The organism is Archangium violaceum, assembly GCF_016859125.1.
GTDB lineage: Bacteria > Myxococcota > Myxococcia > Myxococcales > Myxococcaceae > Archangium > Archangium violaceum_A.
Map to the genome: position 1 here is coordinate 7,938,753 of NZ_CP069338.1, position 17,348 is coordinate 7,956,100.

The 17,348-nt window shown below is 69.3% G+C and carries 19 protein-coding genes; all 19 read right to left on the reverse strand.

The window, feature by feature from the left end; translation table 11 throughout:
- Window positions 1-33: 33 nt before the first annotated feature.
- Window positions 34-270, reverse strand: a complete 237-nt coding sequence (locus JQX13_RS34005) for a hypothetical protein (protein ID WP_203403627.1) — start codon at window positions 268-270, stop codon at window positions 34-36.
- Between the two features lie 245 nt (window positions 271-515).
- Window positions 516-1,574 (reverse strand): hypothetical protein, encoded by a 1,059-nt coding sequence (locus JQX13_RS34010; RefSeq protein WP_203403628.1) that lies wholly within the window; start codon window positions 1,572-1,574, stop codon window positions 516-518.
- Window positions 1,575-1,606: 32 nt separating this feature from the next.
- Entirely contained in the window at window positions 1,607-2,296 is a 690-nt protein-coding gene (locus JQX13_RS34015) for a hypothetical protein (protein ID WP_203403629.1), read from the reverse strand.
- Window positions 2,297-2,470: 174 nt separating this feature from the next.
- Window positions 2,471-2,908 (reverse strand): excinuclease ATPase subunit, encoded by a 438-nt coding sequence (locus tag JQX13_RS34020; protein ID WP_203403630.1) that lies wholly within the window; start codon window positions 2,906-2,908, stop codon window positions 2,471-2,473.
- 12 nt (window positions 2,909-2,920) lie between these two features.
- Window positions 2,921-4,159, reverse strand: a complete 1,239-nt coding sequence (locus JQX13_RS34025) for a beta-ketoacyl-ACP synthase (protein WP_203403631.1) — start codon at window positions 4,157-4,159, stop codon at window positions 2,921-2,923.
- A complete protein-coding gene (fabG, locus tag JQX13_RS34030; RefSeq protein WP_203403632.1) occupies window positions 4,156-4,887 on the reverse strand; it encodes a 3-oxoacyl-ACP reductase FabG in 732 nt (243 codons plus the stop codon). Before fabG ends, JQX13_RS34025 begins: the two co-directional genes overlap by 4 nt.
- Window positions 4,887-5,357, reverse strand: coding sequence for a hotdog family protein (locus JQX13_RS34035; protein WP_203403633.1), 471 nt, complete (start codon window positions 5,355-5,357; stop codon window positions 4,887-4,889). Before JQX13_RS34035 ends, fabG begins: the two co-directional genes overlap by 1 nt.
- Window positions 5,357-6,538: a beta-ketoacyl-ACP synthase gene (locus JQX13_RS34040; protein ID WP_203403634.1), complete on the reverse strand. Its 1,182-nt coding sequence runs from the start codon at window positions 6,536-6,538 to the stop codon at window positions 5,357-5,359. Before JQX13_RS34040 ends, JQX13_RS34035 begins: the two co-directional genes overlap by 1 nt.
- 4 nt (window positions 6,539-6,542) lie before the next feature.
- Entirely contained in the window at window positions 6,543-7,109 is a 567-nt protein-coding gene (locus JQX13_RS34045; protein WP_203403635.1) for a DUF3261 domain-containing protein, read from the reverse strand.
- Window positions 7,097-8,326: an NAD(P)/FAD-dependent oxidoreductase gene (locus JQX13_RS34050; protein ID WP_203403636.1), complete on the reverse strand. Its 1,230-nt coding sequence runs from the start codon at window positions 8,324-8,326 to the stop codon at window positions 7,097-7,099. The genes JQX13_RS34045 and JQX13_RS34050 overlap by 13 nt, the downstream gene beginning before the upstream one ends.
- Window positions 8,323-10,617 carry an MMPL family transporter gene (locus JQX13_RS34055; protein WP_203403637.1) on the reverse strand — a complete coding sequence of 765 codons (2,295 nt, stop codon included), beginning with the start codon at window positions 10,615-10,617 and terminating at the stop codon, window positions 8,323-8,325. Before JQX13_RS34055 ends, JQX13_RS34050 begins: the two co-directional genes overlap by 4 nt.
- Window positions 10,607-11,215: a LolA family protein gene (locus tag JQX13_RS34060; protein ID WP_203403638.1), complete on the reverse strand. Its 609-nt coding sequence runs from the start codon at window positions 11,213-11,215 to the stop codon at window positions 10,607-10,609. Before JQX13_RS34060 ends, JQX13_RS34055 begins: the two co-directional genes overlap by 11 nt.
- Window positions 11,212-11,631, reverse strand: a complete 420-nt coding sequence (locus JQX13_RS34065; protein ID WP_203403639.1) for an acyl-CoA thioesterase — start codon at window positions 11,629-11,631, stop codon at window positions 11,212-11,214. Before JQX13_RS34065 ends, JQX13_RS34060 begins: the two co-directional genes overlap by 4 nt.
- Complete coding sequence (locus JQX13_RS34070) at window positions 11,621-13,183, reverse strand: HAL/PAL/TAL family ammonia-lyase (protein ID WP_203403640.1); 1,563 nt, start codon at window positions 13,181-13,183, stop codon at window positions 11,621-11,623. The genes JQX13_RS34065 and JQX13_RS34070 overlap by 11 nt, the downstream gene beginning before the upstream one ends.
- Window positions 13,152-14,102: an acyltransferase gene (locus JQX13_RS34075; protein WP_203403641.1), complete on the reverse strand. Its 951-nt coding sequence runs from the start codon at window positions 14,100-14,102 to the stop codon at window positions 13,152-13,154. Before JQX13_RS34075 ends, JQX13_RS34070 begins: the two co-directional genes overlap by 32 nt.
- Window positions 14,099-14,836, reverse strand: coding sequence for a glycosyltransferase family 2 protein (locus JQX13_RS34080; protein WP_203403642.1), 738 nt, complete (start codon window positions 14,834-14,836; stop codon window positions 14,099-14,101). The genes JQX13_RS34075 and JQX13_RS34080 overlap by 4 nt, the downstream gene beginning before the upstream one ends.
- Window positions 14,833-16,533: an AMP-binding protein gene (locus JQX13_RS34085; RefSeq protein ID WP_203403643.1), complete on the reverse strand. Its 1,701-nt coding sequence runs from the start codon at window positions 16,531-16,533 to the stop codon at window positions 14,833-14,835. The genes JQX13_RS34080 and JQX13_RS34085 overlap by 4 nt, the downstream gene beginning before the upstream one ends.
- Window positions 16,526-17,077, reverse strand: a complete 552-nt coding sequence (locus JQX13_RS34090; RefSeq protein ID WP_203403644.1) for a hypothetical protein — start codon at window positions 17,075-17,077, stop codon at window positions 16,526-16,528. Before JQX13_RS34090 ends, JQX13_RS34085 begins: the two co-directional genes overlap by 8 nt.
- On the reverse strand, window positions 17,074-17,331 hold the full coding sequence (locus tag JQX13_RS34095) for an acyl carrier protein (protein ID WP_043398513.1): 258 nt from the start codon (window positions 17,329-17,331) through the stop codon (window positions 17,074-17,076). Before JQX13_RS34095 ends, JQX13_RS34090 begins: the two co-directional genes overlap by 4 nt.
- Between the last annotated feature and the right edge of the window lie 17 nt (window positions 17,332-17,348).

Below are 17,348 nucleotides of genomic sequence, written 5' to 3' on the forward strand. Positions count from 1 at the left end.
TCTTTCCGGATATCCGTGAGCACTGCGAGTAGCTCATCCCTTGGGATTCTTCCTGATGTGTGAGGGGCGCTTCTCGAGGAAGCGCTCGACGAACTTGTGGTGCCGGCCGAGTTTCTTGGCCGCTCCCGTGATGTTTCCACCGCTCTGTTCTACGGCCTCTTGTACGAGTGCCTCGGTGATGACCGTGAGCTTGTCCTGAATGGGGAGTTCGAGGAGCTTCCGGGCGATCCGCCTCAGACCATGAGTTGCTGCTTCTCCCGCGGCATCCACGGGAAGCTCGCGCTCGATGGTCTCCGCGTCGATGTGCTTGGTATCGGCGAGGTAGACCCGCCGGTCGATGGCATTGCGAAGCTCGCGGATGTGCTGAAGTGGAGTGACTTGTGGTGCTTCTCCGCGAAGTGTTGGACGAGCGCGGGGACCGGAACCCGGCTGTCCGGCGCGGCCATCTCCTGCTCAGGGGGCTGGCTGAAGTCGAACCCAGCTCGGAGCAACTCGGGAGCGTCCGGATGCAAGGACTACGGACGGAGGGGGGCGGCGTCCTGGATGACGAGGGGGATGACGGGCTGACCGTCGCTCCAGACCCCGAGTGACCTGTGCTCCGGCGTGTCACCAAGCGCGTACCGACAGTCAGTCCCGTCGTAGGCGCAGCTCCTCAACGCGTCCCAGACCTTCCAGACGAAGTTCCAGTCGTAGGCATCTGCCCGGCCGCCATAGCCGGGGCCCCCCGCGGACACGCCATGCCTGCTCGACAGCGGAGGAGTGCCATGGCGGTCGGTTCGGATCATCACGAGGTCCTTGTTCTCGTCGGGGATGTGCCCGAGCTTCGGGAACACCGCGTTGCAACTCGAGTGGGCCTTGCCCTTCTCGGAGATGATCCCTTCCTCGCTCGAGTGGCACTGCAGTTTGACCGACGCGGGAATGCCGTCCAGGGTCTCGTCCAATCCGCCCTCGCCATCAGTCCCTCCGTCGTGCGGATCCTCGAGGAAGATCGCCCGCGGCGTGGGCAATCCGATGGACGCATGGCGGTTGGCGAGATTCGCCGTGAGGATTCCGCCGAACGAGAAGCCGAAGTAGCTCGTCCTCTTGAGCTGCGGCCGTACGCGCCCAGGCCCGTTCAGGAACTCGAGCCCTCTCTGAATCCCCACGCGCGCGGACGTCATGCAAGGCTCGATGTCGAACGCGCCCGCGCACGGAAACGTCAACCCGGTCTGCCATCGTGGATAGATGACCACATTGCCCTTTCGGACCGTGTGCCGGATGAGCTCGTACATCATGTCGTAGCCCGAGTACTCCGCGTATCCGTGCAGGATGATGGCGAGCGGCGCCGATGCCGGCTGCGGGTGGATGGGCTCGAACACGTACCAGCCGTAGACGCCCTCGCCTCCCGAGCTCACTCGCATGTCCACATGCGGGTAGTCGCTCCCACCCGGCCCGCTCGGAGGCTGCGCGGGTTGTTGGCTCCCGGTCTCGCCCGTGGTCTCGCGCGGCCCCGGCGGAGCGCAGCCTCCCGTCACGAGCACGCCGAGCATGACCATGAGCGCCAGTGTTCTGTTTCGTTCATGGCGCTCACGCATGGGTTTCCCCTGACCCTTCGCGACTCGCGCCGTCATTGCTTGAACTCCCAGCCAATGAAGACCATGGGGACGAGTGTCCAGATGGCCTGCCGCACATCGCGCGCGTCGAGGATTTCTCGCGTGGACGAGATGGTTGTCGTGGCCACATGTCCATCCGCCCCCAGGAGCTTCAGGTCGACCCCGACCACCAGCCGATGGGGACCGTCTCCGAACCGCCAGCCTCCGCGAACGTTCGCTCCGGAGGCGAAGTTCACCAACCCTTCGCCGGCCATGTTCATGCTCTGCGAGCGCACCGCCCCGGCCCGGGTGATTCCATGCTTCGTCTGAAGCATGATGCCCAGCCCCAGGACAACGCCTCCGGCGACGAAGGCGCGTTCGGTGAGGTCGAGCTCGGCCATCAGCGTGACGTGGCTCATGCCGAGCGCCGAGACACGTGACGCGGCCGGGTCTTCGATATCCCGGAGAAAGCCCCCGAGCTGGCCAATCTCCGCGACCAGGCCCAGCCGGCCGAGCTGAACACCAGGGCGAAGGGCGAGCCCACCCGCCAGCGCCCCCTCCGGGAAGAAGAAGCCGCCTCCACCGAGCTGAACGCCAAAGCGGAACGGGGGGCCGGCGTGGCTCGCAGGAGACGGGGAAGTGTCGTCGGAGACGCTGGATGGGTCACCCCGCGCGGCAGCGGTGCCGGCGACGAGCAGGCACGAACAGAGCAGGGGCACCTTCATGGCCACCATCCTTTCACGAACACGAGTCTCGAAGGAGCGCACGCCGCGAGTGGACCATGTCTGCACCGGGCCAGGCCACCGCTCCAGGCGGCCGTGGTGGCGGATGAGGGCCGCGGCGGACTCGGCGCGGGAGCGGCTCCTGGGGACGCTGGGAGCCGCCCTTCGGGCCCGGGGTTACCGGGCGACCTTCGCGTATGTCCCCTTGAGGGAGACGCCAACGACGAACGTGCCCGCGTGGCACTCGTACGCGGTGGCGCTCTTGTACTCGCTCTTCTTGTAGTAGCTGACGATGTCGACCACGGCGTTGGCGCCGGACTTCTTCGCCGACTCCTGCAGGGCGATCAGCGCGGAGAGGGCGGCCCACTTGCAGCCGAACTCGTCCGTCTTCCCCACGCTGTTGGTCTTCTTGTTGCTGACGTCACTCTTCAGGGTGTCGAGCACCTTCGGCGTCTTCTGCCCCGCCAGGTAGAACTTCACCGAGCCATCAAGCTTCCCCTTCGCCTCGGGCATCTCCAGCACGTCGGCGAGCGGCAGGTGGAGCACGGTGTCGCGTGCCAGGGCGGGGCTGGAGAGGGTGAGCGCGAGCAGCAACAGGCGCAGCGTCTTCTTCATCGTGTTCCTCCATCAGGCCCATCGGCGGAAGATCAACGAGGTGTTGATGCCGCCAAAGGCGAAGTTGTTGCTCATCACGGTGTCGGTCTGGATGTCGCGACCTTCTCCCATGAGGTAGTCCAGAGGAGCGCAGCGGGGATCCACCTGCCCGGGGGCGAGGTGCAGTGTCGGGGCGAACCAGCCCGAGCGCATCATCTCGAGGGTCATCCATGCCTCCAGCGCGCCGCAGGCCCCCAGCGTGTGGCCCATGTAGCTCTTCAGCGACGAGATGGCGATGCCCTCTCCGAAGACAGAGTGCGTGGCCACGCTCTCCGCGAGGTCTCCATGATCCGTGGCCGTGCCGTGGGCGTTCACGTAGGCGATCTCCGAGGGGGGAATCGCCGCGTCCTCCAGCGCCAGCCGCATGGCCTGGGCCATGGTGTCCGAGCTGGGCTGGGTGACGTGCCGGCCATCGCTGTTGGTCCCATAGCCGATGAGCTCTGCGTGGATCTTCGCGCCTCGCGCCCGGGCGTGCTCCAACTCCTCCAGCACCAGGGTGCAGGCGCCTTCTCCCAGCACCAGTCCATCCCGCTGCGAGTGGAAGGGCCGGGGGCTCTGCTCCGGCGTGTCGTTGTGCTTCGTGCTCGTGGCGAACAAGGTGTCGAACACGGCCGCTCCGGTGGCGTCGAGCTCCTCGGCGCCCCCCGCGAGCATGGCCACCTGCCGTCCCAGCTTGATGGCCTCGTAGGCATAGCCGATACCCTGGCTGCCCGAGGTACACGCGCTGGAGGTGGTGATGATGCGTCCCGTGATGCCAAAGAAGACGCCGATGTTCACCGCGGCCGTGTGGGACATCATCCGCAGGTACGTCGTGGCGTTGATGCCCTCGGTGGTCTTCTCCGTCACCATCCGGCCGAAGTCCCCCAGGCTGGAAGGAGTCCCCGCGGAGGAGCCGTAGGAGATGCCCAACCGGCCGCTCTTCACCAGCGGCTCTCCCAGGAGTCCCGCGTCCGCGAGCGCGAGCTCACTGGCGCGCGTGGCCATCAGCGCCACCCGTCCCATGCTGCGCGTGTTCTTGCGGGAGTAGAGCTGCGCGGGCAGCTCGAAGGGAGCGGCGGGCGCGCCGAGCCACGTGTTCAGGCCCTGGTACTGCTTCCACTCCTCCATCACCTGCACGGCGTTGCGGAGCGACCTCAGCCTCGCCTCCACCGACTTCCAGTCGTGGCCCAGGGGGCTGATGGCGCCGATGCCGGTAACGACGACCCTCTTCATCCGAGCATCCCCCCGTTCACCGAGATGACCTGCCGCGTGATGTAGCTGGCCTCCTCTCTCATGAGGAAGCTGACCACGGCCGCCACCTCCTCGGGGGTCCCCATGCGCTGGGCGGGGATGAGCTTGAGCGCGTGCTCGAGCACGTGGGGGTCCACCATCTCCGTGTCGATGAGCCCGGGGGCCACGCAATTCACCGTGATGTTGCGCTTGGCCAGCTCCACCGCCAGGGCCTTGGTCGCGCCGATGATGCCGGCCTTCGCCGCGCTGTAGTTCACCTGCCCCCGGTTGCCGATGAGGCCGGAGACCGAGGACAGGGTGACGATGCGCCCCGGCTTGCGCCGCCGCACCAGGGGCATGGTGAGCGGGTTGAGCACGTTGTAGAAGGCATCGAGGTTGGTGTGGATGACCGCGTCCCAGTCCTCCGCGGGCATGGACGGGAAGGTGTTGTCCCGGGCGATCCCCGCGTTGCACACCACGCCGTAGTAGCAGCCGTGCGCCTCCACATCGGCGAGCAGCGCCTGCTGCGTCGCGGCGCGGTCGGACACGTCGAATTGGAGCACGCGGACCTCGCGCCCCAGCTCGCGAATCTGCCCGGCCACGGCCTCCGCCTGCTCGAGCTGGCTGCGGCAGTGCAGCACGACGTCGAAGCCGTCGCGCGCCAGGCGCAGCGCGATGGCGCGGCCAATGCCCCGGCTCGAGCCCGTCACCAGCACCGTTTGCTCACTCATCAGTCTCCACCCTCGGTCTCCAGCCTCAATGCTTCGCTTCCATCCGGTGGTTCGAACACCGTCAGCGCGGCCGTGGCCACCGTCTCGCCATCCATCGCGATCCGACAGTCGAACTGGCCCAGCCCGTTCTCCGCCCAGAACTGCCGGCGGACCTCGATGCGCAGCCGCTCACCCGCCTTGAAGGTGGGCCGGCCGCAGTCGTAACTGCGGGTGCCGAGCAGGAACCCATTCTTCGGCGTCTCGCCGCGTTGCCGCGCGTGCCAGCCGGCCCAGGCGGCGACCGCCTGGGCCATGAGCTCGACGCCCACCCATCCTCCGACGCCGCCGTTCTCGAAGAAGAGACAGTCCTCGCGGATGGTCACCTCGGCCACCAGGCTCTCCTCGTCGCCCTCGAGGGCCCGGTCGAGCAGGCTCATGCGGCCGGTATGGGGGACCAGCTCGGCGATGGTGTAGTCGGTGACCGTGGACATCAGGCGCTTCCCAGGATGAGGACGGCGTTGCTTCCGCCAAAGGCGAAGGAGTTGCTCAGAACATAGCGGAGCGGGCGCTCCAGCGTGTAGCCGCGTTTCACCAGGGAGAGGGTGGGGAGCGAGGGATCCGCCTCCCCATCCCACCAGTGGGGAGGCAGGCGGCCCTGGGGGTTGCCGGTCAGGGTGAGCCAGCAGATCGCCGCCTCGAGGGCGCCCGCGGCCCCCAGCGTGTGGCCGGTGAGCGGCTTGGTCGAGCTGGCCGGAATGTCCCCGCCGAGCAGCGCATGAACCGCGTGGCTCTCCATGGCGTCGTTCTGGGGGGTCGCGGTTCCGTGCAGGTTGACGTAATCGAGCTCGGAGGGAGCGAGGCCCGCGCGCTCCAGCGCGGCCCGCATGGCGGCCAGCGCCCCCCGGCCCCCGGGCTCCGGCGCGGAGATGTGGTGGGCGTCCGAGGACTCGCCCCAGCCCGCGAGCCGCACGGGCCCCGGCTCGCGCGTCATCACGAACAGGGCCGCGCCCTCGCCGATGTTGATGCCGCGGCGGTTCACGCTCATGGGGTTGCAGCGCACCTCGCTCACCGAGTCGAGCGCGGAGAAGCCGGCCACGGTGAAGCGGCACAGGGCGTCGGCGCCGCCCGTCACCACCGCATCGGCCATTCCCGCCCGTAGCAGGCGCGCGGCGCTGGCCAGGGCCTTGGCGCTGGAGGAGCAGGCCGTGGAGATGACGAAGGACGGGCCGGTCACGCCCAGCACGTGGTTCAGCGCCAGGGCCGGCGAGCCCAGCTCCTGCTGCCGCACGTGGAATTCCGGAGGCATCTGGCCCGTGGTCAGGTACCTGGCGATGGCGGTCTCGCTCTCGCCGATGCCCGAGGTGCTGGTGCCGAGGACGATGGCCACGCGCTCCCGCCCGTAGCGGGCGATGGCCGCATCGACGGCGGGACGGATCTCCGCCAGCGCCGTGAGCAGCAGCGCGTTGTTCCGGCTGCGCAGGGGCGCGGGGAGCACCCCTGTCTCCGCGAGCGGTGACGTGACGAGTCCTACGTGCAGTGTCTTCGCGGCGAAGTCATCGCTGGGGGCCACGCCCGTCGGCGCGTCGCCGAAGAGGGCCGCGGTCACCTCCTGCTTGCCGCGGCCCATGGCACAGACGAGGCCCAGTTGATTGAGGAAGACGGGCGGATTCATGGGGTCATTCATCGGCCGGGCGGGATTCGATGGTCAGCCGGTAGTGCTCCGCGTGGTTGAGCAACTCCGCGCGCCCCGCATGGCGCGGCTCGCCATCGTATTGCACCGTCACCCATTCCCTGCCGGTCTCAAGCAGGGCGCGACGGCCAGGGCTCTCCTCCAGGGTCCAGCCTGGCGGGAGGGCGGAGCGGAGCGCCTCGGCTGGCCAGTAGACCAGCTGGACGTCCCGGAGGACCTGGCGCGACTGGAGCTGAGCGGGCACGTGCGGGTCCCGCTGCTCCGCGAGCACGGTGCCATCCCACTGCATCGTGAACACGCGCCGGCCGAGCATGAATCCAGCCAGACGCAGCGCCGAGGTGTCGATCTCCAGCAGGGCCTCGAGGGAGCGGGGGCCTTCCGGGTCGGCGTCGTGAGCGAAGCTCAGGTTCTGTGCCAGGCTCACGGCTTCACCGAACGCGGCCGGAGAGAGCTCGAGCACGGGCAGGGACACCGCGGGCGCCGCGGGCCGGGTGGGCGTCGTGGCGCACGCGGCGAGATAGAGCAGGGCGGCGGTGGAAATCAGGCGGCGCACAGGGCCTCGAGCACCCCGAGTCGGCGCTTGCTGTCGGCCACGTAGGGGTTGTTCTTGTCCCAGGCATAGCCCGCGAGGATCGCGGAGAGCATCCGGCGGACCTCCGGGGACGGGTTCGGGTGGAAGATGATCTGCTGGAAGCCTCCGGCATACCAGGACTCGACGAAGGTGCGGAACGTATCCACGCCGGCCTTGAGCGGTACGGCGTAGTCGCGCTCCCAGTCCACCGACTCGCCAGCGAAGGTGCGAGCGAGGCAGTCCGAGGCCAGGCTCGCCGACTTGAAGGCGATGGTCACGCCCGAGGAGAACACCGGATCCAGGAACTCGCCCGCGTTCCCCAGCAGCGCGAAGTTCCTGCCCCACAGCGACTTCACGTTGGCGGCGTAGCCGATGAGCGACCGCGCCGGCGTGTCCCAGACCGCGTCCTTCAAGAGGGCGGAGAGCGAGGGTTCCTCCGCGACGATCGTCTTGAGGCGCTCGGTGTCCGTTCCCTGGTACTGCTCGAGGAACTCGCGCTTCGCCACCACGCCCAGGGAGCAGCGGCCGTTGGAGAAGGGGATGGTCCAGTACCACACGTGCACGTGCTCGGGATGCACGGTGATCCGGATCTTGTTCCGGTCGAAGCCGCCCGGAGCGACCCGGTCCTCGACGTGGGTGAAGAGGGCGCCACGCACCGGGAAGTTGGAGGGCGTCTCCAGCTTCAGGAGCTTCGGAAGGACCCGGCCGAAGCCGCTGGCATCCAGGAGGAAGCGGGCCTGGACACAGTACGTCTCGCCCTCGGGCGAGCGGGCGGTCACCTGGGGCTGCTCCCCGTCGACGTCGACCGACAGGACCTCGTGGCGGTAGCGCACGGTGGCACCCATCCGCTCGGCGGCCTTCGCCAGCACCTCATCGAAGTGGGCGCGCTGCACCTGGTATGTGGTGCCCCAACCCGGGGAGGACTTCTCCCGGAAGTCGAAGTCCGTGAACTTGCCGCCCCGCACGAAGGCCGCGCCGTTCTTGTACTGGAAGCCCGCCTCGACGACGTCGCGCATCATCCCCGCCGCCTCGATGTACTCCATGCTCTGCGGCAGCAGGCTCTCTCCGATGGAGAAGCGAGGGAACTGCTCGCGCTCCAGCACCAGCACCTCGCGGCCCTGCTTGCGCAGCAGCCCCGCCGCCACCGAGCCCGCGGGGCCCGCGCCAATGATGAGGATCTCCGTCTTCTCGCTTCTCACGTGATGTCCTTGCCCGGAGGCATTCTGAAACAAGGGGTCAAAATCCAGATGGCCACCTCGCCCAGGAGCATGGCGAGGCCGAAGGTGCGCAGGGCCGGTGTGGCCGAGAGCCCCAGGAGCCCGAAGGAGAGGAGGGTGCTCACGCCGGCCAGGGCCACCGCCACCCACGCGGAGCCGTCTCCCGGGTGCTCCAACAGGAAGATGCCGTAGTCCACGCCCATTCCCAGCAGGAGCAGCAGGCCCAGCACGGTGAACAGTTGCAGCGGCTCTCCCACCCAGCCGAAGAAGGCCAGCGTGAGGAGGGTTCCCAGCGCCGAGGGGACCCAGGCCCGCCAGGCCTCGCGCTTGAAGCGGGCGAGCAGCATCACCAGCACCGCGAGGTAGCCCGCGACGATGAGCCCGCCCATGAGCCGCCGGTAGCGGCCCATCAGCCGGGAGATCTCCTCCGTCTTGTCCACCCAGCGCACGCCCTCCAACCCGTGAGCGGCTTCGGCCAGCCGGGCGAGGACCGCCGGGCCCTCGAGGCCCCGCAGCATCAGCACGCTGTACTGCTTGCTGCCCAGCGGGCCCAGCCACTGCTGCCGGATGGCTGGCGCGGCGGGACTGGAGAGGAACCGCGCGGGGGTGAGGACGTCGTTCGCGAACCGTGCGCGCGAGGGCTCCTCTCCCGTGGCGGCGGCGACGGCGGCCACGGCCTGCTGCTCCGCGCGGGCACTCAGCTCCGCGTCCGCGCGCTGCTGCGAGGCGGGCGGCAGCCAGTCCGAGACGGCGCGGTAGCCTGTCAGGACCCCGTCCGCCACCAGCGCGTCCAGCCGCTGCTTCAGCGGCACCTCACGTTGGAGGACCTGCTCTTCGTCCCCACCCTCGACGAGGAAGAGCTGGGCCGGGCTGGGCAGGCCCAGCAGTCTTCCCAGCTCGCGCTGGTCCTCGAGCAGGTTCGCGGGTGCCCCTTGCAGCTGGCGGATGTCATCGCGCGTCTCCAACCGCCACAGCCCTCCCGCGATCACCACCAGGAGCCCCGCCATCGCCGGCCACCACCGTTTCTCGGAGGTGATGCGTGGCCAGCGCAACAGGGAGGCGGAGACACGCTCGGCGAACGCGGTCACCGGCAGGTCGCCGAGATCGAACGTGGGGAACCAGCAGAGCACGGTGAGGAACGCGCCCACCAGACCCGCGGCGGCGAACACCGCCATCTGGCGAAGGCCTGGAAAGGGTGCCAGTCCCAGCGCCAGGTAGGCCACCACGCTGGTGAGGAGCGCCAGGAGCATGCCGGGCAGGAGGAAGCGCATCACCCGGCCGCGCTCGGCGGCGGGCTTGCCCTGGCGGGCGGCGAAGTAGTGGAAGCCGTAGTCCTCCGCGACACCGACGAGGCTCGCGCCGAACACCAGGGTGAGGAGGTGGACCCGGTCGAAGAGCAGGGCGGTGACGCTCAGCGCCACGGCGCAGCCGATCATCAGGGACACCCCCACCAGCACGATGGGGCGCAACGAGCGGAAGGTGAGCCAGACCAGCAGCAGCACGGCCACGAGGGAGCCGAGGCCGATGGTGGAGATCTCCCTGCTGGCCTGCGAGGCGGCGGCCTCCGCGTACAGCGGCACCCCCGCGGCCACCAACCGGCCCCCGGGAATGGCGGCCACCGCGGCCCGGGCGCGCTCCACGGCGGCCGTGACCTTCGCGTCGTCACCCAGGGCGAACGCCGACACCTGGCTCTGCCAGGTCAGCAGCACCCACTCGCGGCCCTCGCCGGAGAGCCAGAGCCGTCCGTCACGCGGCCTCGCCTCGTTCTCGGCGGCGCGGGCCGCCCACCAGTCGGGCCACAGGCCCAGCGGATCGTCGCTCCAGTCGGTCAGCCTGGGGCCCGCGGGCTGGTACAGCTTCATCAGCGCCGTGCCGCCCAGCTCCTCCGACGTCGCGCGGGCCAGCCACGCGCGCTGGGCCGGTGTCAGCAACCGGTCCCGGTACGGGCGGTAGAACTCCACCGCGGCGTCCAGGGCGGTGGCGTCCACGCGGGCGGGCTCCAGCGGAGCGCCGGCTTTGGAGAGCGCCTCCGTGGCGGCCTCCGCCGCGCGCTGGGCGGATTCCCAATCCGGAGCGCCCACCAGCAGCACCAATTGCCGGCCCGACTCATCCGCGAGCTTCCGGGTGGCGGCGCCCACTTCGGGTGCCTGCTCATCCTCGGGTAGCAGCGCCAGGATGTCGGTCTCCAGCCGCGCCGAGCGCCAGAACCGGACCTGGTGTACGCCCACGGCGAGTACGAGCAGGGCCCAGACGATGGCCAGCCTATTTCCCAAGGCGCTCCGTCTCCGTGGCACTGGGCGGGGGAGTTTGCGCCAGCTGCGTGAACTGGATGAGGCTCGAGTCCCCGCTGGTCTCCTCCAGTTGCACCTGCCGCACGAACCGGTCGCCTTCCAGGCGGATGCCGCGGAAGACACGTGCGAGTCCCTCGTCCGTCGGCGTGAGCGTCAGCCGCCAGCCGTCCGCGCCCACCAGCTCGCCCTCGATCCGGAAGCGCGTGGAGAGCGAGCCCACATCCCCGGAGAGGAGCGCGAAGAGGAACTCGTTCATGGCGGCCAGCGCCGGCTCGCGGCTCGCGTCCAGGTGGTAGGCGGCGCCGCCCGTCTTCTGCTCCGCGCTCAGCGACTTGCGGGTCAACGTCAGGGTCGAGGCGAAGGGCGCGCGGGTATCCCAGAGCAGTCCCTTCCCCCTCGACAGGAGGAACTCGCCACGGGAGAGCAGCGGCTTCTTGAAGCCGGCCACCGTCTTCTTCTGTTCGAACTGCCCCCGGAGGATCGAAGGGTCCGCCAGGCGCGAGCGGACGCCCGTCAGCAGCTCGGAGGCGCTGGCGGTGGTGCACAGCAGCACGCAGGCGAGGGCGAGCAGGCGCTTCATCCGGGCATCACCCCCAGCCGCTCCCACAGCACGCGGGGGCAGACGAACTGCATCTCCCGGGTTTCCACCGAGACGGCGACCTGGATGGTGTGGGCCTGGTTCACCTTGTGGCCGGTGTCCGCGTCACGGATGAGGTAGTCGATCCTCAGGCGGTTCTCCCATTCGGTGATTTCGGCGCGGATCCGCAGCTTCTGCCCGTAGAGCGCGGGCCGCACGTACTTCAGCCGCATGTCCACGATGGGCCACACGAAGCCCGACGCCTTCATCTGCGGGTAGTCATAGTCGAACTTAGACAGCAGCGCGCAGCGGGCCAGCTCGAGGTATTTCGCGTAGTTGCCGTGCCAGACGATGTCCATCGGGTCGAGGTCATGGAAGGCGGGGGACAGCTCGATCTCATGGCTGAGATCAGGCTTCATAGAGCCTCCACTCGCGGGCACGGATCGCCGTCAGGAGCCCCTGGAGCTCACGATCCAGGGCTCGGTCCTCCTCCACCAGGGGGATACGCTTCTCCAGGTCCGCCTGCATGGCCGAGAGCGCGGGGCCGAGGCTCAGCTCGCCGTCCACGCGCTGGCGCAGCGCCACGCCCTGCCTGGTGGCGATGAGCATGGCGGCCACCACCTGCTCGGAGAGCTCCAGCACGCGCAGGCAGTCTCGCGCGGCGATGGTGCCCATGCTCACCTTGTCCTGGTTGTGGCACTCGGTGGAGCGGGAGAAGATGGAGGCCGGCAGGGTCTGCTTGAGGGCCTCGGCGGTCCAGGCGGAGACGCTGATCTGCACCGCCTTGAGGCCATGGTTGATCGCCGCGCGCTCCCCGGTGGCACCGGAGAGGTTGGGCGGCAGCCCGTGGTTGAAGCGGGAGTCGACCAGCAGCGCGAGCTGGCGGTCGAGCAGGTCGGCCACGTTGGCCACGGCGCTCTTCAGGCCGTCCATGGCGAAGGCGATGTGCCCGCCGTAGAAGTGGCCACCGTGGAGCACGCGCTCCCCATCCGGATCGATGATGGGGTTGTCGTTGGCGCTGTTCAGCTCGTTCTCGATCTGCGTGCGGAAGAAGGGCAGCGCGTCCTCCAGGACGCCAATCACGTGCGGCGCGCAGCGCAGCGAGTAGCGGTCCTGCAGCCGCTTCTCGTTGCGGCTGGGCCGGTCCGCGGTGAGATCCACGCGCAGGCGGGCCGCCACGCGCTGGGGGCCCGCGTGAGGCTTCACCGCGAACAGCGCCTCGTCGAAGTGGTGGGTGTTGCCGGCGCTGGCCAGCACGTTGAAGGCGGTGATGCGCGTGGCCAGTTGGCACAGGTACTCGGCGCGCTCCCACGCCAGACAGGCCAGGGCGGTCATCACTGCCGTGCCGTTCATGATGGCCAGCCCCTCCTTGGGGCGCAGCCGCAGGGGCTTGATGCCGAGCTGGGCCAGGACCTCCGCCGCCGGCCGCCGGGCCCCGCGGTACCAGACCTCGCGTTCGCCGCAGAGCACCGCCGCCACGTAGGAGAGCGGGGTGAGGTCCCCACTGGCACCCACCGAGCCCTCGGCCGGAATCAGCGGCAGGATGTCGTGCCTGAGCAGCAGCTCGAGCTGCCTCAGTAGTGCCATGCCCACGCCGGAGACGCCCTGGGCGAGCGAGGCCAGCCGCGTCGCCAGCACGGCGCGCGTCTCCTCGGGCGTGAGGATCCGGCCCGCCCCGCAGCCGTGGTACGTGTAGAGGTGATGCGGCAGCTCCGGCACGAGCCTGGGCGGAATCGTGACGGTGCACGAGTCACCGTAGCCGGTGGTCACGCCGTAGATGACCCCGTCCTCGGTCAGCAGCCGGTCGAGGAACTCCGCGCCCCGGGAGATCCGGCGCAGGAACTCAGGGGAGGTACTCAGCTCGGCACTGCATTCACGCCGCGAGAGCGCACACACGTCCTCGAGGGTGAGCCGGCTTCCATCGAAGTACACCGAGCGCTCAGGCTGGAGGCTTTGCAGAGACGGAGACATGGGCTTGGTCCCAGAAGGGGAAGAAGTTGAACCAATCGAAGGGCGAGCGCTTCAGCAGCGCGGTCAGCCGCTCGGCATAGTGCTGGGCGTAGCCGCTCAGCGCCGCCTCGCGCCTGCCGCGAGGAAGCTCGACGCGCTCGGCCAGACACTCGAAGCGGATGGTGTAGCCGGGGCCCTCGTGGATGCAGCCCAGCAGATAGAGCGGGCACTTCAACAGGGCCGCCAGCACGTAGGGGCCCACGGGAAAGGGGGCGGGGTGGTCGAGGAACCCGACGCTCACCGTCTGGTTGGAATTCACCGGGACCCGGTCTCCCGCGATGACCACGAACTCGCCTGTGGCCACGCGCTCGTTCAACGCGACGGCGGTGGCCGGGCCCAGCTCGCTGACCTCCATCAGGCGCAGGTCGCTGTCCGGGTTGAGCCGCTTGAGCAGGCGGTTGAACTGCTCGGCGTGCCGGGTGTGCACCAGCAGGTTGAGCTTCACTTCACCACGCCGTTCGGCCATGGCGCGGCACAGCTCGAGACAGCCCATGTGGGCGGTGATGATGACGCCACCCTTGCCAGCCTTGGCCGCCTCGTAGAAGGACTCGCGTCCCTCGGTGCGCACCTGCTCGAAGCGGTAGCGGCCACTGACGGCCAGGAGCTTGTCGAGCATCGTCTCGGCGAAGAGCGCGACGTGGCGCAGGCTGTCCCGCCAGCCGGGCCGCCTGCCGAGCGCCCCGGTGGTGGCCTCCATCCTCTCCAGGTACTGCAAGGAGGCTTGGCGCACCAGTGGCCGGGCCAGCCAGTGCACCGTGACCACCGGATAGAGACAGAGGCGGAACGGCCAGCGCCCCAGCAGCCGGTGAATCCAATAGAGCAGCCAGATTCCGGCGACGAAGGTGCTCTCGCCCATCTCGGCCCAATGCCGGGTTCTCACGCTGTCACCTTCCTCCACAGGAGCAGCGGCAGGCGCACCAGCATTCCGAGGAAGAGCCGGGCATGCATGCGGGAGATCCGCACGTTGTCCCAGAGGACATCGAAGTGGGAGATGCCGTCGCTCGGGTAGCGGACCGGGGTGGGGTTGTTGACGATGCCCATCCCGCGCCAGAACAGCCGCACCAGGACCTCCACGTCGAAATCCATCCGCTTGCCCAGCTTCACCGTGTCGAGGAGCTGGACGGTGGGCTCCAGCGGATAGACGCGGAAGCCGCACATGGAGTCACGGATGGTGAAGGACAGCGTGTTGATCCACACCCAGATGTGGGTGGCATAGCGGCCATAGAGGCGGCCCTTGGGCACCGAGGCGTCATAGACCGGGGTGCCGCAGATGAGCTTCTCGGGACTCTGCTCCGCCAGGTGCAGGAAGCGGGGGATGTCGGAGGTGTCGTGCTGGCCGTCGGCGTCGATCTGCAGCGCATGGCTGAAGCCCCGCTCTTTCGCCGCGCGCAGGCCGGCCATCATCGCGCCGCCCTTCCCCTGGTTCTCGGGTAGCCGGACGAGCTCGATGCCGGAGCGATCTCCCTCGGCCAGCGCGTCCAGCACCGCCGCGCAGCCCGGCTCACTCCCGTCGTCGACCAGCACGCAGGGCAGGCCCTGAGCCCGCACACCGCCCACCACCGCGCCCACCGCCTCGCCGTGGTTGTAGACCGGAATCACCGCGCAGACCTTCATACATTGGCTCCGCCGAAGACGATTCGACCGCTGGCATGGACACCGGCGTCGGAAGTGAGCTTGAAATCGAGGCTTCCGCGCTCTTTCTTCCAGGTGAGCTCCAGCGTGAGGCTCGTGCCGGGCTGGATGACCCGTTGGAACTTCAACGCCGCCAACCGCAGGAAGTCGGGGGGAAGCGTGAAGAGCTCGCGGCCGAAGTGGATGGCCCAGTGCACCTGGGTGACGCCGGGCAGGATGGGGGTGCCGGGGAAATGGCCCTCGAAATACGGCGAGTCCGCCGAGGCCTCGAGGGTCAGCAGGGCGCGGTCGGCGGACTGCTCGAGCACGCGCGCCCGGGGCCTGCGGGGATCGAAGAGGGTGGCCAGTGCCGCTTCGGTGGACTTTCCCTGGCTGTTGACCGGCATGGCCTCCAGATACCGGAACCGGCGTGGGAAGGCACTGGGCTCGAAGCGCGAAGTGAGCTGCTGCCTGAGCGCCTGGTTCAGGGCACGCTTGCCTCCCTCCCCATGCAGCTTCCAGCCCGCCTCCGAGGGCACCGCCACCACCGCCAGCGTCAGCCGGTGGCCGTCCTCGAGCGGCAGCACCCGGGCCTCGCGCAGCAGCCCACCCTCGAGCAGCGTCCGCTCCAGGGCGCTCAGCGACACGCGCTTCTCCTCGAGCTTCAGGAGGCGATCGCCCCTCCCGAGCAGCTCGAAGCCCTCCGGCAGCAGCCGCACGCGATCCCCGGTCCGCAGCCAGTCCCCCTCGGGCAGGTCCAGGTGCGGCGAGCGGACGGTCAGCATCTCCTCCCGGGTGCCCACCTCGACGCCGGGCATCACGCGCCAGGCGAGCGCGTCGTCCCCGGTGCGCTGCCTCCAGGCGATGCCGCCGGTCTCCGAGCTGCCGTAGACCTCGACGGGCGCCTGGCCCAGAAGCGCGCGACAGGCCTGTAACGCCTCGAGGGGCAGCGGGCCTCCCGAGGAGAACAGCGTGCGCAGGTTCCCTCGGACCTGGGCCCAGTCCAGCATGTCCGGCAGGCGCTTGAGGTGGGCGGGACTGGCGATCAGCCCGGCGGGGCCCTGTCGCAGCGCGGCCACGATGTCCTCGGGGTAGGTGAGGCCGTGGGCCGCGAAGGGCCGGCCCGCCGTCAGCGGCCAGAGCACCCGGAAGAGCAGTCCGTAGATGTGCTGGTGCGAGACGGTGGAGATGACGCGGGCCTCGCCGAGCCGCTCCTCGAACAGGGCCGCCAGCGTCGCCACCTCACGCGTCAGCTGGCGGAGGCGCTTGGGAATGGCGGTGGGCTCGCCGCTGGAGCCCGAGGTGTAGACCACCAGGGCTCGTGCCTCCGGGGAGAGCGGCGTCCATCCCCCCTCGCGCCCCTCGCCGGGCGACAGCGGTGCGTACTCCGCTGGAATCTTCCCGGCGAAACCATCCACCTCGTCGCGCAGCCTCGCCAGCGTCGCGGGCTGGGCGTCGGCGGGGAGGTAGACGCACACGCCCGCATGCCACGCGCCGAGCAGGGCGGCGGAGAACTCGAAGGTGTCGTCGAAGTAGAGCGCCTGACGCCGGCCACCGTGGCGCTCGAAGGCCGCGCGCCAGCCCGCTGCCCGCTCCACGAGGGACGCGAAGCCCACGGCCCCGCCCTCGCGGAGGGCGACCGGATGCCCGGGGAGTCGCCCCCGGCTCATGAGCTGCTCGAGCCCGATGAGCTCAGCCATGGACGTGCCTTGCCCTCACCTGTTGCCTCACCACCCACTCCACGGCGAAGAGCACGCCCATCAGCACGTACGAGATGAGCCCGTTGTACAGCGCCCAGGTCTCATCACTGGCCCCAATCGCCGTGAAGAGCGCGATGCCTCCGTTGAGCACGAAGAACCCGCACCACACCTGCGTCACCCGGCGGGTGTAGGTCACCCCCGAAGCGGGGAGCTCGGGCTCGCGCAGGCGTGCCAGGCGCTCGATGACGCTGGGGGGATAGGCGAGGCTGGTGACGAAGACGGCGAGCAGGACCGTGTTCACCAGGACCGGATAGAGCTTCAACGGCAGGGCATGGTTGCCCAGCATGCTGGAGGCCGCGAGCGCGAGGGCGCCCACGGCCGCAGCCAGCCAGACACGCTCGCGCGTCGCCACCGCGCGCACCACGGCCATTCCCGCCAGCGGCAGGGCCATCCAGCGGGGCTCGAAGTGGCCCAGTCCCAGGTAGACCAGGGGCGGGTACGCGAGGCTCAGCAGGCCGAGCAGGGCCGGACGAAGGAACTTCACGCCGCGGCGGACTCGTCGAGGAGCCCGTGCAGGGCATCGACCACGTCCTGCAGCGTACGCACCGACTTGAAGACCTCCGGAGGCACGCGCTTGCCGGCCACCGGCTTGAGCTGCACGAGCAGATCGATCGCATCGATGCTGTCGATGTCCAGGTCGTCATGGAGCCGGGCCTCGGGGGTGATCCGCGCCGGCTCGATGTCGAAGGTCTCCTGCAGGATCGCGCTCAGTCGCTCGAACAATTGATTCTTGGTCATGGTGACCCAATTCCTTT

Coding starts and splice junctions, on each gene's coding strand:
- JQX13_RS34010 (WP_203403628.1), bottom strand. CDS start 1,574: ATGCGTGAGCGCCATGAACGAAACAGAACACTGGCGCTCATGGTCATG.
- JQX13_RS34015 (WP_203403629.1), bottom strand. CDS start 2,296: ATGAAGGTGCCCCTGCTCTGTTCGTGCCTGCTCGTCGCCGGCACCGCT.
- JQX13_RS34020 (WP_203403630.1), bottom strand. CDS start 2,908: ATGAAGAAGACGCTGCGCCTGTTGCTGCTCGCGCTCACCCTCTCCAGC.
- JQX13_RS34025 (WP_203403631.1), bottom strand. CDS start 4,159: ATGAAGAGGGTCGTCGTTACCGGCATCGGCGCCATCAGCCCCCTGGGC.
- fabG (WP_203403632.1), bottom strand. CDS start 4,887: ATGAGTGAGCAAACGGTGCTGGTGACGGGCTCGAGCCGGGGCATTGGC.
- JQX13_RS34035 (WP_203403633.1), bottom strand. CDS start 5,357: ATGTCCACGGTCACCGACTACACCATCGCCGAGCTGGTCCCCCATACC.
- JQX13_RS34040 (WP_203403634.1), bottom strand. CDS start 6,538: ATGAATCCGCCCGTCTTCCTCAATCAACTGGGCCTCGTCTGTGCCATG.
- JQX13_RS34060 (WP_203403638.1), bottom strand. CDS start 11,215: ATGAAGCGCCTGCTCGCCCTCGCCTGCGTGCTGCTGTGCACCACCGCC.
- JQX13_RS34065 (WP_203403639.1), bottom strand. CDS start 11,631: ATGAAGCCTGATCTCAGCCATGAGATCGAGCTGTCCCCCGCCTTCCAT.
- JQX13_RS34070 (WP_203403640.1), bottom strand. CDS start 13,183: ATGTCTCCGTCTCTGCAAAGCCTCCAGCCTGAGCGCTCGGTGTACTTC.
- JQX13_RS34080 (WP_203403642.1), bottom strand. CDS start 14,836: ATGAAGGTCTGCGCGGTGATTCCGGTCTACAACCACGGCGAGGCGGTG.
- JQX13_RS34085 (WP_203403643.1), bottom strand. CDS start 16,533: ATGGCTGAGCTCATCGGGCTCGAGCAGCTCATGAGCCGGGGGCGACTC.
- JQX13_RS34095 (WP_043398513.1), bottom strand. CDS start 17,331: ATGACCAAGAATCAATTGTTCGAGCGACTGAGCGCGATCCTGCAGGAG.